We start from the raw sequence: 14,615 nt of genomic DNA, 5'->3' as shown, positions 1-14,615 counted from the left end.
TCCCGTGAACGTGCTGGACATCCTGTTGCTGGTCGCGGCCGTGTGGTTCGCGGTCGTGGGCTACCGCCAGGGCTTCGTCGTCGGCATCCTGTCGGTGATCGGGTTCCTGGGCGGCGGCCTCGTCGCCGTATACACGCTGCCCGTGATCTGGGACGCCGTGACCGACAACGCGGACGTCGGCACGACCGCCGCCGTGGTCGCCGTGGTCGTCGTCATCGTCTGTGCCTCCGTCGGCCAGGCCTTGACCACCCACCTGGGCAACAAACTGCGCCGGTACATCACCTGGTCCCCGGCCCGCGCCCTGGACGCCACCGGCGGCGCCCTGGTCAACGTCGTGGCCATGCTGCTGGTGGCCTGGCTGATCGGATCCGCCCTGGCCGGCACCACCCTGCCGACCCTCGGCAGGGAGGTTCGCGGCTCCAAGGTGCTGCTCGGCGTCTCCCGGGCGCTGCCCGCACAGGCCGACACCTGGTTCGCGGACTTCTCCTCCGTCCTGGCGCAGAACGGCTTCCCGCAGGTCTTCAGCCCGTTCGCCAACGAGCCGATCAAGGACGTCCAGCCGCCCGACCCGGCCCTCGCGAACAGCCCGGTCGCCGTGCGCGCCCAGCGCTCGATCGTCAAGGTCACCGGCACCGCCCAGAGCTGCGGCAAGGTCCTGGAGGGCACGGGCTTCGTCTTCGCCAACCGCCGGGTCATGACCAACGCGCACGTCGTCGGCGGCGTCGACGCGCCCACCGTGCAGATAGGCGGCGAGGGCCGCAAGTACGACGCCAAGGTGGTCCTGTACGACTGGAAGCGCGACATCGCCGTGCTCGACGTTCCCGACCTGAAGGCGAGCGCCCTGCGGTTCTCCGGGCAGGACGCGGCCGGGGGCGACGGCGCGATCGTCGCGGGCTTTCCGGAGAACGGTTCGTACGACGTGCGCGCCGCGCGCGTGCGCGGGCGCATCACGGCCAACGGCCCGGACATCTACCACCGCGGCACCGTCCGCCGCGACGTCTACTCGCTGTACACGATCGTCCGCCAGGGCAACTCGGGCGGCCCGCTGCTCACCCCGGACGGCCGTGTCTACGGCGTGGTGTTCGCCAAGTCCCTCGACGACGCCCAGACCGGCTACGCCCTCACGGCGGACGAGATCCAGCCCGACATCCAGCGGGGACGTACGGCGAACGAGCAGGTGGGTACCGACAGCTGCGCGCTGTGAGCCCCGGTCGGCCGGGGGCGCCGTTCAGCCGCGCGGATGACGCAGACGCATCGAGACCCAGCGGGCCCTGCGGCGCAGGATGCGCGGGATTCCCACGCGGAGGTCTCCTTCCGCGAGTTGCGGGTTGCCTCGCTGAGGCGTGCCCACACCGGCGGCGGAGCGGCGGTTGCGGGGTGCGTCACTGTAGTCGTGCGTCCAGCCCATACCCCGACGTGTGCCCCTGCCCGAAGGTCGATAACCGCCTGAGCGCCGCTCAATTGGCCTATGCGGCAGGCATGTGGCCGTTCGAGGGACAACTGTTCATGAACCGGATACTCCGCGCATCGAACCGTCACCGCACTGTCACCGGTCTCCATCACCGATACGGGTGATCCTCACCGGTCCGGCTCGGGATCCTTCAGCCAGTTGATGAGCTCCGTGGAGAAGGCGGCGGGATCCTCCTCGTGCGGGAAGTGGCCGAGGCCGTCGAACAGGCGCCAGCGGTACGGCGCTTCGACGTACTCGCCCGATCCGGCAGCGCTGCGGGTGCGCGTCACCGCGTCCAGCGAGCCGTGCAGATGGAGCGTGGGCACCCGCACCGGCCGCTTCATCCTGCGGTTGAACTGGATGCCGTCCGGGCGGGCCAGCGAGCGCACCAGCCAGCGGTACGGCTCGATCGAGCAGTGCGCCGTCGACGGGATGCACATGGCCCGCCGGTAGGTATCCACCGCCTCGTCCTCCGGCGGCCGCGGCCCGGACCACTCCCGGATCAGCCGGCCCACCAACTCGGCGCCGTCGGCGGTGAGTTGGCGCTCGGGAAGCCACGGCCGCTGGAAGCCCCAGATGTAGGAGTTGGCGGTCGCCTGCCGGGCGTCCCGCAGCATGGCCGCGCGCCAGCGCCGTGGATGCGGCATCGAGACGACCGCGAGCCGCCGTACGAGCTTGGGCCGCATCGCCGCCGCCGTCCATGCCAGATAGCCGCCCAGGTCGTGGCCGACCAGCGCCGCGTCAGGTTCGCCGAGCGAGCGGATCACGCCGGTGACGTCGAGCGCGAGGTTGGCCGGGTCGTACCCGCGGGGCGTGCGGTCGCTGCCGCCGACGCCCCGCAGGTCCATCGCCACCGCCCGGTAGCCCGCGTCCGCGAGCGCGACCAGCTGGTGCCGCCAGGTCCACCAGAACTGCGGGAAGCCGTGCAGCAGCAGCACCAGGGGGCCGTCGCCGAGCTCGGCGATGTGGAAGCGGGCGCCGTTGGCGGCGACGTCCCTGTGCGTCCAGGGACCTTCGATCCGTACGACCGAGGGGGCGGGGTCCGTCATGACGACGAGCGTGCCACAGTCTCGATGGCCGCGGGCGCCCGGTCCTCGGGCAGCTCCGCGCGGGGGTGCGGCTTGGCGTTCTGCAGCACGCCCGCCGTCTCCTTCATCGAGGCGGCCACCTTCTGCGGGCCCTGGGCCTTCTTGGCCTTCTTCGCGAACACCAGGCCGATCAGTGCGAGGAGGCCGGCGAGGACCACGTTCGCCGCGAAGGACAGCACGAAGCAGATCGCCAGGTTCCAGCCGCTCCAGGTCCGGATGCCGTAGGCGAGGGCGAAGTTGAGCATCGGGAGCGAGAAGACGAGCAGCACCAGGGCCGCCGTGAACGCGCCGCCGCTGACCGCGCCGCGCTTGACGTCCTGCTTCATCTGGGCCTTGGCCAGGGCGATCTCGTCGTGCACCAGCGCCGACAATTCGGTCGTCGCCGAGGCGAACAGCTGGCCGATGCTGCGTTCGGCGCCGACCGGGCTGCCGTCGGGTGCGCTCATCGCGTTCTCCCTTACGAGGTGTCTCGTGCCGCGGGCGTGCCGTGCCGTCGTACCACTGTCGTACTGCCGTCGTACGCGGCCGGCGGGCCCGCTCGTGTGGCCGTCTAGTTTTGTACCGTCTCGTCAGATCATGCCGGACGGTCATCCTCCTCGCCTGCCCCGCCCGGCACTTCCTGAAGCCCGTGGCGCGCCGCGGCGGCCTTCTCGGCGGCCATCCGCCGGTGTTCGGCGGCCTTGCGTTCGTGGATCTCGGCCATGCGCAGGTGGTAGGCCGGCTCGTCCTGCTCGTAGGCGTCCGGGATGCCGTCGAGGTCCTCGTCGCGCTCCTCCTCCTCGCACAGCCTGCGGTACCGGGCGTTGCGCATCTTCAGCAGGACCGTCGCGCACAGCGCCGCGAGGAGCGATCCGGTGAGGACGGCCGCCTTGACCTCGTCGGTGAGGACGGCGTTGCCGGCGAAGGCGAGTTCGCCGATGAGCAGGGAGACGGTGAAGCCGATGCCGGAGAGGGCGGCCACCGCGAAGACGTCGGCCCAGGCGAGGTCCTCGCTGAGGGAGGCGCGGGTGAAGCGGACGGTCAGCCAGGTGCCGCCGAAGATGCCGAGCGTCTTGCCGACGACCAGCCCGAGCACCACGCCGAGCGTCTCCGGCCTGGTGAACACATCCCCGAGTGCCCCGCCGGAGACCGTCACCCCGGCGCTGAACAGCGCGAACATCGGTACGGCGAGCCCGGCGGACAGGGGCCGCACCAGGTGCTCGATGTGCTCGCCGGGCGAGTGCTGCTCACCCTCCCGGGTGGTGCAGCGCAGCATCAGGCCCATCGCCACACCGGCGATGGTGGCGTGCACGCCGCTGTTGTACATCAGCGCCCAGATCACCACGGCGAGCGGCACGTACACGTACCAGCCGCGTACGCCCTTGCGCAGCAGCAGCCAGAAGACGGCCAGTCCGGCGGCGGCTCCGCCGAGCGCGGCGAAGTTCAGCCGGTCGGTGAAGAAGATCGCGATGATCAGGATCGCGAAGAGGTCGTCGACCACGGCGAGGGTGAGCAGGAAGGCGCGCAGGGAGCTGGGCAGGGAGGTGCCGATGACCGCGAGGACGGCGAGCGCGAAGGCGATGTCGGTGGCGGTGGGCACCGCCCAGCCCTGCGTCGAGGCGTGCCCGGTGAGGGTGGTGAGGGTGTAGACGAGCGCGGGTACGGCCATGCCGCACACCGCGGCCACTACGGGCAGCACGGCCGCCCTGGGGTCGCGCAGGTCCCCGGCGACCAGCTCGCGCTTGAGCTCGATGCCGGCGACGAAGAAGAACACCGCGAGGAGCCCGTCGGCGGCCCAGTGCGCCACGGAGAGGTTCAGGCCGAGCGCGCCGGGGCCGAGGTGGAAGTGGCTGACGGACTCGTAGCTGTGGTGCAGGACGGGGACGTTTGCCCAGATCAGCGCCGCCACGGCGGCGAGCAGCAGCAGAACGCCGCCGACGGTCTCGGTCCGCAGCGCGTCCGCGACGAACGTCCGCTCCGGCAGGGAGAGACGTCCGAGTGCCTTCCTGGGGGCTTTACGGGTGCTGAGCGCGGCCACGGCGGGGACCTCCGGGTCGTACGACGATGATCACGCCGTCGCACGGGTCGTCGACGGCGTCGCCGACCAGACTTCCCGGCACACCCTGAGGCTGCCACTTTACCGGATTTTGACGCCAGACGTTAGTGAGGCGAACGAAAAGAGGGCGCCCGGTGACGACACCGGGCGCCCTTTCCGCCGTTCCGCCTAGTCCTCGCTGGGCGCCGCGGGCAGCTTCGCCTGGATGAGGTCCATGACCGTGCTGTCGGTCAGCGTGGTGACGTCACCGAGCTGGCGGTTCTCGGCCACGTCCCGCAGCAGACGGCGCATGATCTTGCCGGAGCGGGTCTTGGGCAGCTCGGCCACCGGCAGGATCCGCTTGGGCTTGGCGATCGGCCCGAGCGTGGTGCCCACGTGGTCGCGCAGCTCACCGACGAGCGCCTCGGTCTCCGCGGCCGTACCGCGCAGGATCACGAACGCGACGATCGCCTGGCCGGTGGTCTCGTCGGTGGCACCGACGACGGCCGCCTCGGCGACCGACGGGTGGGAGACGAGCGCCGACTCCACCTCGGTGGTCGAGATGTTGTGCCCGGACACGAGCATCACGTCGTCCACCCGGCCCAGCAGCCAGATGTCGCCGTCGTCGTCCCTCTTCGCGCCGTCACCGGCGAAGTACTTGCCCTCGAAGCGGGACCAGTAGGTGTCGATGAACCGCTGGTCGTCGCCCCAGATGGTGCGCAGCATCGACGGCCAGGGCTCGGTCAGCACCAGGTAGCCACCGCCGCCGTCGGGCACCTCGTTCGCCTCGTCGTCGACGACGGTCGCGCTGATGCCGGGCAGCGGCATCTGCGCGGAGCCGGGCTTGGCCGCGGTGACGCCGGGCAGCGGCGAGATCATCATTGCGCCGGTCTCGGTCTGCCACCAGGTGTCCACCACGGGCGTCCGATCCGCGCCGATGTTCTTGCGGTACCAGATCCAGGCCTCGGGGTTGATGGGCTCGCCCACCGAGCCGAGGACGCGCAGGGAGGACAGGTCGAACTTGGCGGGGATGTCGTCGCCCCACTTCATGAACGTCCGGATCGCCGTCGGCGCGGTGTAGAGGATCGTGACCTTGTACTTCTGCACGATCTCCCAGAACCGGCCCTGGTGCGGGGTGTCCGGCGTGCCCTCGTACATGACCTGCGTCGCGCCGTTGGCCAGCGGGCCGTACACGATGTACGAGTGCCCGGTGACCCAGCCGACGTCGGCCGTGCACCAGTACACGTCCGTCTCCGGCTTGAGGTCGAAGACCGCCCAGTGGGTGTACGCGCACTGGGTGAGGTAGCCGCCGGTGGTGTGCAGGATGCCCTTCGGCTTCCCGGTCGTGCCGGAGGTGTAGAGGATGAACAGCGGATGCTCCGCCTCGAACGCCTCCGGGGTGTGCTCGGCCGACTGCCGCTCGACCAGCTCGTGCCACCACACGTCCCGGCCGTCGGTCCACGCCACGTCCTGGCCGGTACGGCGCACCACGAGCACGTGCTCGACGTTGTCGACCTTGCCGATCGCCTCGTCCACGGCGGGCTTCAGCGCGGACGGCTTGCCGCGACGGTAGCCGCCGTCGGTGGTGATGACGACCTTGGCGTCCGCGTCCTTGATGCGGGTCGCGAGCGCGTCCGCCGAGAAGCCGCCGAAGACGACCGAGTGCGCGGCGCCGATCCGGGCCGAGGCCAGCATCGCGATCGCGGTCTCCGGGATCATCGGCATGTAGATGGCGACCCGGTCGCCCTTGCGAACGCCCAGCTCCAGCAGAGCGTTGGCCGCCTTGGAGACCTCGTCCTTCAGCTCGGCGTAGGTGATCGAGCGGCTGTCGCCGGGCTCGCCCTCGAAGTGGATGGCGACACGGTCCCCGTGCCCTGACTCCACGTGCCGGTCCACGCAGTTGTAGGCGACGTTCAGCTCGCCGTCCTTGAACCACTGCGCGAACGGCGGGTTCGACCAGTCCAGCGTCTCGGTCGGTTCCTTGGCCCAGGTCAGCCGACGGGCCTGCTCGGCCCAGAAGCCGAGCCTGTCAGCCTTGGCCTGTGCATACGCCTCCGCGGTGACGTTGGCATGCGCGGCCAGGTCGGCGGGGGGCGCGAACCTGCGTTCTTCCTTGAGCAGGTTGGCCAGGCTTTCGTTGCTCACGACATCTCCCTCTCGAAGGGTGTCCGTTGTGTCCCAGGCCACAGCTCATCAGACGCGGGGGTCCGATGACAAGAGTCCACGGCCAAATTGGTTTAGACCTCTCTGAGGTGATCGTTCACAGCGGACCGCGCGGCTCCTCCGCCGCGCTCCCGTTCTCTCTCACGTCCTCGAACACCGTCCCGGTTCGACCGAGCAGGTAGGCCTGCGCCTCGCCCACGTGGAAGTACATCCCGTGCAGCTCCAGCGCCCCGGCCGCCAGCGCCCGCGCGACCGGGGCGTGCACCCGCAGGTGTTCCAGCTGCTGGACCACGTTGGTCAGGCACAGTTGCTCCACCGCGTCGGTGGGCGTCCGCCCGGCCACCCGGGGCCGGGTGCACCGGTCGTCGGCCATCCGTGCCAGGCTCGGCAGGCCGTGCCTGAGCCACCGCCTCAGCGGTGTCGCCGCACCCCCGGGCCCGGCGGTCAGCAGCGCCTGCATCGCCCCGCACCCGGAGTGCCCGCACACCGTGATGGACCTCACCTTCAGTACCTCCACGGCGTACTCGACGGCGGCCGCCACCGACTCGTCGCCGTGCTCCTCGCCCGGCATCGGCACCAGGTTGCCGACGTTGCGGACGACGAACAGGTCGCCGGGACCACTGGCGGTGATCATCGACGTGACGAGCCGGGAGTCGGCGCAGGTGAGGAAGAGCTGCGCGGGCCGCTGGCCCTCCCGGGCGAGCCGCGCCAGCTCGTCCCGCACCAGCGGTGCGGTGTTGCGCTGGAACGAGCCGACCCCACGGACCAGTTCGTGCCGGGCCTCCCGCCCGGCCAGGGCGCCGACGGCCTCCGGGAAGCAGGCCCGGTGACTGCGCCAGGGCGTCCAGGGCCGGCACCGGCAGGCGGCGGACTGGGTCGGCCCGGTGGAAGTGGATGGGCTCGGTTCGGTGGATGGGGTTGGCTCGGTGGTCCGGGTCGGTTCGGTGGGCGGGGCTTGCTCGGCCGTCGGGCTCGGTCTGGTGGGCGAGGTTTGCCCGGCGGTCTGGTTCGGTCCGGTGGGTGGGATTTGGCTGGCGGTTGGGCCCGGCCCGGCGTATGGGGTTGGCTCGGCGGTCTGGGTCGGTTTGGTGGGCGCGGTTTGCTTGGCGGTTGGGCGCGGCCCGGCGGTTGGGCTCGGCCCGGTGGTCGGGGTCGGCCCGCCGGTCCGGATTCCGCCGCGTCGGCCCGACAGCTCGGCCGTACCGCCGCGCGCGGTGTGGGAGCTGCGCCAGTCCTGCAGCGACTCGTACGCCGCGTGGTCCATGAACGAACCGTGCAACTCCACGACGGCATGGGAGCCTTGGGGTACGAGATGCAGGGACCGGCTTAGCCGGGGCACCGCCAGGAACGTCAACTGACCTCGGATTCTTACGTAATGGACTCCTTCCTTCTCGTCATGGGTGATGCGGGTGCGGGTGAGGCGGCGCAGGGCGACGGCGACCGCCACGGCGACCCCGAGGAGCACGCCCTGCAGGACACCGAGGAGCACCACGCCGAGTGTGGTCGCGGCGTAGACCGGCACTTCGCGGTGGCGCGTCACCGTGCGGATGTGGTGCAGGGACACCATCTGGATACCGACGGCCATGACCAGGGCGGCGAGGGAGGCGAGCGGGATCTCCTCCAGAGCCGGGACCATCAGCAGCGCGGCGACTACTACGAGAACGCCGTGCAGCATCGTGGAGTTCCGGCTCACGGCACCCGAGTTCACATTGACGGTACTGCGCACGGCCACCCCGGCCACCGGCAGTCCGCCCAGCGCCCCGGAGACCATGTTGGCGGCGCCCTGGCCCAGCAGCTCCCGGTCCAGGTCGGAGCGGCCGACGCGGGGGAGCCCGCCGGGCCGGGCCGCGACCAGCTTGTCCACGGCCACCGCGCCGAGCAGCGACTGCACGCTGCAGACCAGGGTGGTGGTGAGCACGGCGGCGGCCAGGCCCGGCGCTGGGCCCTCGGGGAGCCCGGCCAGGGCGTGGCTGTGCCAGGACGGCAGGTCGACTCTGGGCAGGTCCAGACCGGTGAGGGCCGCCGTGGCGGTGGCGCCGGTGACGGCGACGAGGGCGGCCGGCACGCGTCGCAGCATCCGGCCGGTGCGGCCGGGCAGGCGGGGCCAGGCCAGCAGCAGGGCGAGCGTCAGCGCGCTCATCGAGACGGCGGCCGGATGCAGGTGGGCCAACTGGGCGGGCAATGCGCGCACGTTGGTGAGGACGGAGCTGTCGGGGCTGCCGCCGAGGACGATGTGCAGCTGGGCGACGGCGATGGTGATGCCGATCCCGGCGAGCATGCCGTGCACCACCGCCGGGCTGACCGCGAGCGCGCCGCGGGCCACCCGTAGGCAGCCGAGGCCGAGTTGGGCGAGTCCGGCGAGAACGGTGATGCCGCAGGTCGCCCGCCAGCCGAAGCGGTGGATCAGGTCGGCGGTGACCACGGTGAGTCCGGCGGCCGGGCCGCTGACCTGGAGCGGGCAGCCGCCGAGCCGGCCGGCGACGAGTCCGCCCACGGCGGCGGCGACGAGGCCGGCCTGGAGCGGGGCACTGGTGGCCAGGGCGATGCCGAGGGACAGGGGCAGGGCGATCAGGAAGACCGCGACGGCCGCCGACAGGTCGGCGCCCGCCACGGGGAAGCGGGTCCGGCTGCCCGGCGGCGGGCCGTGCGGCGGGTGTGGGTGCTGGGTGTGCGGGGGTGCGCAGGCTGACATGGTCCCGTCTCCTCCTGGGCGGCGGGATGGAGCAACGCTTGGCAAAGGAACCGTAATGCCACGTAAAGGCCATGCATGGCTTTTCGGAGCAAATGGATCAGTTGATCCCTCGCATGAGTGAACTGATCATTTGATCGGCTTGTCGTACTAATTCCTTCTCTGTCCCGTGCAACCTTGGCCGCACTGTCGGTTCAAGCCCGGCACATCACCGGATAACGGCCCTAGTCGGCGTTTGCCTGAGAGAAGGAAGAAGGTGGGCGGAACATGGCCGCCACCCACAGGATCGCCGTCGGCGCCATGGTCGCCGCGGCCTGTGCCTCGTCGCTCGCCGCTTGCGCGACCGGCTCCCACGGTTCGAAGGAAGGAGCGCCCGGCCCGCAGAAGGCGGCCCCGGCGCCGCAGAGCGTGCTCCGGCTGATCGGTGACGGATCCACCGCGTACACCGGCTCTCAGCCTTATCTGCCCAGACCCGAGCGGCTGAAGCCTGGTCAGAAGCCCCCGCAGTTCGTCGTGTTCTCCTGGGACGGTGCGGGCGAGGACAGTCAGAAGCTGTTCTCGCACTTCCGCAAGGTCGCCAAGGAGAACCACGCGACCATGACGTACTTCCTCAGCGGTGTGTACATGCTGCCGAAGGAGAAGCGTGAGCTGTACAAGCCGCCACAGCACGAGCCGGGCAGCTCCGACATCGGTTTCAACGACGAGAAGGGCATCGCCGACACCGTCAAGCAGGCACGGCTGGCGTGGCTGGAGGGCAATGAGATCGGCACGCACTTCAACGGCCACTTCTGCGGGCCCAACGGCGGGGTCGGTACCTGGTCGGTGGACGAGTGGAAGAGCGAGATCGCCCAGGCCAAGCAGTTCGTGAAGACCTGGAAGACCAACACCGGCATGAAGAAGTCGGCCCCGCTGCCCTTCGACTACGACAAGGAGCTGATCGGCGCCCGCACCCCCTGCCTGGAGGGCCAGAAGAACTTCATGCAGGCGGCCCGCCAGCTGGGCTTCCGCTATGACTCCAGCGGGGTCGACAACCAGGTCTGGCCCAAGATGAAGGAGGGCCTGTGGGACCTGTCGATGCAGCTGGTGCCCTTCCCCGGCCACACCTATGAGCAGCTGACCATGGACTACAACTTCATGGTCAACCAGTCCGGCACCGAGACCCAGGGCGACCCGGACAAGTTCGACTACTGGGGCGACCAGATGCGCGACGGCTTGATCAAGGGTTTCTACCGGGCCTACGACGGCAACCGCGCCCCGCTGATCATCGGCAACCACTTCGAGTCCTGGAACGGCGGCACCTACATGCGCGCCGTCGAGGACACGGTGAGGGAGGTGTGCAACAAGCCGGACGTGCGATGTGTCTCCTTCCATCAGCTGGTCGACTGGCTGGACGCCCAGGACCCGAAGACCCTGGAGAGGCTGCGCACTCTGGAGGTGGGCAAGGCGCCCAGGCAGGGCTGGGCGGCCTTCCTCTCCGGCCGTCCGGCCCCGGCGCCCAAGGGCGTGCCCGGGGCGCCTGCGTTCAAGCAGTAGGCGTCACTCGCGGGCCTGTAGGTGTCACTCGCGGGCCGTAGGTGTCACCTGAAGTTGTAGGTGTCACTCGCATGCCGTAGGCGTCACCTGAAGCCGTATGTGTCGCCCGAAGCCGAAGCGTCACCCGAAGCCGAAGGTGTCACACGGCAGTTGTGACCTCCGCGCCGAGGCTTTCGCCGAGCACGAAGGCGGGGTCGATCTGCGCCGCCAGGTCGGCCCCGGTGCGCTCGTTGCCCCACGCCTCGGCGTTCTTCAGATGGAAGTGCACCATCTGGCGGGTGTAGCGCTCCCAGTCCCGCAGCTCGTAGGTGGCGTCGGCGCCGGCCCGCAGGGTGTGCAGGGCGCGGGCGTTGGCATCCTCCAGCAGATCGAACCGGGGCGGTCGGCCCTTCTCCATGGCGCGCACCCAGTCCGAGCGGCCGACGGTCACGAGCAGGTCGTCCCCGACCTCCGCGCGCAGGAAGTCGATGTCGTCCTGTTCCTGGATCTTGTTGCCGACGACCTTCAGCGCTACGCCGAAGTCGCGGGCGTATTCCTTGTACTGGCGATAGACGGAGACCCCCTTCCGGGTCGGCTCGGCGACGAGGAACGTCATGTCGAAGCGGGTGAACATGCCGGAGGCGAAGGAGTCCGAACCGGCGGTCATGTCGACCACCACGTACTCGTCGGGGCCGTCGACGAGGTGGTTCAGGAACAGCTCCACCGCTCCCGTCTTGGAGTGGTAGCAGGCGACCCCCAGGTCGGCGTCCGTGAAGGGGCCGGTGACCATCAAACGGACGGCGCCACCGTCGAGTTCCACCGGTCGCGCGCAGGCGTCGTAGACCGGATTCGGCTCGCGCACCCGGACCAGCCTCGAGCCCTCGCCGGGCGGGGTCGTCTTGATCATCGTGGCGGCGGAGGCGATGCGTGGGTTGCTGCCGCGCAGATAGTCCTTGATTACCGGCAGTCGTTCGCCCATGGCGGGCAGCGCGGCGGCCTCCGCCTCGTCGAGGCCGAGTGCGGGCCCGAGGTGCTGGTTGATGTCCGCGTCGATGGCGACCACCGGGGCGCCGGCCGCCACGAGGTGGCGGATGAAGAGGGAGGAGAGCGTGGTCTTGCCGCTGCCGCCCTTCCCGACGAAAGCAATTTTCATGTTCACCAAGGGTAGTCGGTTGGTAGCTGTATGTGTCATACGGAAGTGAAGAAGACCACTCCTTCGAGGGGTCTGCCGACGGGGTGCGTAGTGTCGTACTCATGAGTACGACAGGCGCGAACGCCGACCCGCTCGCGGCCCTGGGCTCGCTGCCCGGCGTGGCCGACTCCGTGGAATCCGTGCGCAAGGCCGTGGACCGGGTCTACGGGCACCGGATCATGCGGCGCCGCAGCGCCGAGATCACCTCCGAGGCGGCCCTGCGCGCTGCCCGCGGCTCGGCGGCGCTGTCCGGGGCCGACTGGGCCCTGGAGGAGGTGCGGCGCCGTACCGACTTCGGCGGTGACGCCGGGGCGCGGGCCATGGGCGCGGCCCTCAGGCTGTCGGCGGAGGCGGGGCAGCTGCTGTCCATCTGGCGGCAGTCGCCCCTGAGGGTGCTGGCCCGGCTGCACCTGGTGGCCGCGGCCAGCAAGGACGAGGAGGTCGGCAGGCCGCGCCAGGCCGGCGAGACGGTGGACGAACCGCTGATCGAGCTGCCGCTGCCGGACGCCCAGGAGGTCTCCGGCCGACTGGAGGGGCTCGCGGACCTGATCATCGCCGGGTCGTCCGCACCCGCGCTGGTCACGGCCGCCGTGGTGCACGGCGAGCTGCTTGCGCTACGGCCCTTCGTGTCCCACAACGGCCTGATCGCGCGCGCGGCCGAGCGGATCGTGCTGATCGGCAGCGGCCTGGACCCGAAGGCGATCTGCCCGGCCGAGGTCGGCCACGCCGAACTGGGCCGCGCCTCCTATCTGGCGGCCCTGGAGGGATACGTCTCCGGCACCCCCGAGGGCATGGCGGCCTGGATCGCGCACTGCGGCCGGGCGGTCGAACTGGGTGCGCGCGAGTCGACGGCGGTGTGCGAGGCGCTGCAGCGCGGCGCGGCCTGAGAAGGAGTCCCTGAAACGGGTTGCGGCGGTACGAGTCCTCGTACCGCCGCTGGCATGCCCGCCGGGTTACCAAGCGTCCTCGATATGTGCCCATCAGGTCGGGGACTTTGCCCGTCACCTGGTGCTGCTGGCCCGTAATCGACGGGTCGACGTCGCGTGGGTGCCCGGTGTTCATACGGGGTCCGTGGGCCAAGTGCGTAGTTGTAGGTGATCCTCTCGGATGTCCTTTGGTCTCGCGGGCCTACGTTCTTTGTACCGCGAGCCCCAAGGAAGCGGAACCCCAGCCCGCACTTCTTTACTTTCGGTACGAAAAAGGGCGGAACGGGCGCCGGTCAGGTAGTGCTCCGGCGCCGGCTGGCGTACCAGACGAGGCCGGCGGTCGCGGCCGCCGCTCCTATGGCCGCCGCCGCGACCAGTGCCGGGCGGGGCGGGACGGAGAACGAGGGCAGCCGCTTCTTCAACGGGACCGGCCGGCGGAACTCCAGAACCGGCCACCCGCGCGCGAGTGCCTCGCGGCGCAGGGCACGGTCCGGGTTCACCGCGTGCGGGTGCCCGACCTCCTGGAGCATGGGCAGATCGGTCGCCGAGTCGCTGTAGGCGTAGCAGCGGTCGAGGTCGTAGCCCTCGGACACGGCCAGCTCCCGGACCGCCTCGGCCTTGGTCGGGCCGTAGGCGTAGTACTCCACCTCCCCGGTGAAGCAGCCGTCATCGCCGACGACCATGCGCGTGGCCACCACCCGGTCCGCGCCGAGCAGTTCGCCGACGGGCTCGACCACCTCGGCGCCCGAGGTCGACACGATCACCACGTCCCGGCCGGCCGAGTGGTGCTCCTCGATGAGGGAGGCGGCCTCGTCGTAGATGATCGGGTCGATCAGGTCGTGCAGGGTCTCGGCGACGATCTCCCGCACCTGCTGCACGTTCCAGCCGCGGCACAGGGTGGACAGGTACTCGCGCATGCGCTCCATCTGGTCGTGATCCAGGCCGCCGGCCAGGAAGACGAACTGGGCATATGCAGTGCGCAGCGCGGCCCTGCGGTTGATCAGCCCGCCTTGGTAGAAGGACTTGCTGAAGGTGAGCGTGCTCGACTTCGCAATGACCGTCTTGTCCAGGTCAAAGAAGGCTGCTGCGCGAGGCAAGGAGTGGTTTTCCACGCCCCTGAGCATAGGCGCCCACCATTCGGCGTAAGGTGGGGCGTGTGGGTTTGCCTGAGAGGGCTCTCGGGTACACCATGGAAGTCACGGATCGTTCGCGACCGTGCTAACCCGGTCCGACTCCTCCCCCCCCGAGTCGGCCGTGGGGACGACCCCCGCTCTCCCCCCCGGCGGGGGTCGTCGCATGTCCGGACGGGTTTTTTCGCCTTCCTCCCCTTTTCTCACGCGACCGTGGATCGGTACGGCGCTGCCGCGACCGCCGCTTCAGCACACCCATGATCCGTTACTCACGGTAATCATCATGCTGCTCTGTGGAAGTCGCACAGGGATCGGTACAGAGGTCACCGGTATGGGTGACGGGGATATTCACAGCCCCCGAGTTGTCCACAGTTTTCGACCAAGATCCACATGATTTCGCGGATCGCTGCACCGTGATTCCAGCGCGCTCGGCCACGGCGAGTTCATGGCC

The 14,615-nt window shown here is 70.1% G+C and carries 11 protein-coding genes; 3 read left to right on the top strand and 8 right to left on the bottom strand.

The window, feature by feature from the left end; translation table 11 throughout:
* Positions 1-4 precede the first annotated feature (4 nt).
* Entirely contained in the window at positions 5-1,204 is a 1,200-nt protein-coding gene (locus ACWGJ5_RS29960) for a MarP family serine protease (protein ID WP_453312763.1), read from the top strand.
* A gap of 24 nt (positions 1,205-1,228) precedes the next feature.
* On the opposite strand, the gene ACWGJ5_RS29955 is transcribed toward ACWGJ5_RS29960, so the two are convergent.
* From ACWGJ5_RS29955 to ACWGJ5_RS29930, 6 genes are all read right to left on the bottom strand, one after another.
* Positions 1,229-1,408, bottom strand: coding sequence for a hypothetical protein (locus tag ACWGJ5_RS29955; RefSeq protein ID WP_228624166.1), 180 nt, complete (start codon positions 1,406-1,408; stop codon positions 1,229-1,231).
* 170 nt (positions 1,409-1,578) lie between these two features.
* Positions 1,579-2,499 carry an alpha/beta fold hydrolase gene (locus ACWGJ5_RS29950; protein ID WP_453312762.1) on the bottom strand — a complete coding sequence of 307 codons (921 nt, stop codon included), beginning with the start codon at positions 2,497-2,499 and terminating at the stop codon, positions 1,579-1,581.
* Positions 2,496-2,984 (bottom strand): phage holin family protein, encoded by a 489-nt coding sequence (locus ACWGJ5_RS29945; protein WP_453312761.1) that lies wholly within the window; start codon positions 2,982-2,984, stop codon positions 2,496-2,498. Before ACWGJ5_RS29945 ends, ACWGJ5_RS29950 begins: the two co-directional genes overlap by 4 nt.
* Before the next feature lie 128 nt (positions 2,985-3,112).
* A complete protein-coding gene (gene nhaA, locus ACWGJ5_RS29940) occupies positions 3,113-4,555 on the bottom strand; it encodes a Na+/H+ antiporter NhaA (protein WP_453312760.1) in 1,443 nt (480 codons plus the stop codon).
* A gap of 186 nt (positions 4,556-4,741) precedes the next feature.
* Positions 4,742-6,697, bottom strand: a complete 1,956-nt coding sequence (gene acs, locus ACWGJ5_RS29935) for an acetate--CoA ligase (RefSeq protein WP_453312759.1) — start codon at positions 6,695-6,697, stop codon at positions 4,742-4,744.
* 115 nt (positions 6,698-6,812) lie between these two features.
* Positions 6,813-9,407, bottom strand: a complete 2,595-nt coding sequence (locus tag ACWGJ5_RS29930) for a SulP family inorganic anion transporter (RefSeq protein WP_453312758.1) — start codon at positions 9,405-9,407, stop codon at positions 6,813-6,815.
* A 264-nt stretch (positions 9,408-9,671) separates the two neighbouring features.
* On the opposite strand from ACWGJ5_RS29930, the gene ACWGJ5_RS29925 reads away from it, so the two are divergent.
* A complete protein-coding gene (locus tag ACWGJ5_RS29925; RefSeq protein WP_453312757.1) occupies positions 9,672-10,937 on the top strand; it encodes a hypothetical protein in 1,266 nt (421 codons plus the stop codon).
* 139 nt (positions 10,938-11,076) lie between these two features.
* Here the strand turns inward: ACWGJ5_RS29925 and ACWGJ5_RS29920 are convergent, their stop codons facing one another.
* Positions 11,077-12,075, bottom strand: coding sequence for an ATP-binding protein (locus tag ACWGJ5_RS29920; RefSeq protein WP_453312756.1), 999 nt, complete (start codon positions 12,073-12,075; stop codon positions 11,077-11,079).
* A 95-nt stretch (positions 12,076-12,170) separates the two neighbouring features.
* Between ACWGJ5_RS29920 and ACWGJ5_RS29915 the strand changes: the two genes are divergently transcribed.
* Positions 12,171-12,995: an oxidoreductase gene (locus ACWGJ5_RS29915; protein ID WP_453312755.1), complete on the top strand. Its 825-nt coding sequence runs from the start codon at positions 12,171-12,173 to the stop codon at positions 12,993-12,995.
* 332 nt (positions 12,996-13,327) lie between these two features.
* Here the strand turns inward: ACWGJ5_RS29915 and ACWGJ5_RS29910 are convergent, their stop codons facing one another.
* On the bottom strand, positions 13,328-14,158 hold the full coding sequence (locus ACWGJ5_RS29910) for an HAD family hydrolase (RefSeq protein ID WP_453312754.1): 831 nt from the start codon (positions 14,156-14,158) through the stop codon (positions 13,328-13,330).
* Positions 14,159-14,615: the final 457 nt, after the last annotated feature.

It is taken from the genome of Streptomyces sp. NPDC054783 (assembly GCF_053611725.1).
The sequence above is the reverse complement of the archived record's forward strand: the minus strand, read 5'-3'. Positions and strand labels throughout refer to the sequence as shown.

Coding starts and splice junctions, on each gene's coding strand:
- ACWGJ5_RS29950 (WP_453312762.1), bottom strand. CDS start 2,499: ATGACGGACCCCGCCCCCTCGGTCGTACGGATCGAAGGTCCCTGGACG.
- ACWGJ5_RS29930 (WP_453312758.1), bottom strand. CDS start 9,407: ATGTCAGCCTGCGCACCCCCGCACACCCAGCACCCACACCCGCCGCAC.
- ACWGJ5_RS29915 (WP_453312755.1), top strand. CDS start 12,171: ATGAGTACGACAGGCGCGAACGCCGACCCGCTCGCGGCCCTGGGCTCG.
- ACWGJ5_RS29910 (WP_453312754.1), bottom strand. CDS start 14,158: ATGCTCAGGGGCGTGGAAAACCACTCCTTGCCTCGCGCAGCAGCCTTC.
- ACWGJ5_RS29955 (WP_228624166.1), bottom strand. CDS start 1,408: ATGGGCTGGACGCACGACTACAGTGACGCACCCCGCAACCGCCGCTCC.
- ACWGJ5_RS29925 (WP_453312757.1), top strand. CDS start 9,672: ATGGCCGCCACCCACAGGATCGCCGTCGGCGCCATGGTCGCCGCGGCC.
- ACWGJ5_RS29945 (WP_453312761.1), bottom strand. CDS start 2,984: ATGAGCGCACCCGACGGCAGCCCGGTCGGCGCCGAACGCAGCATCGGC.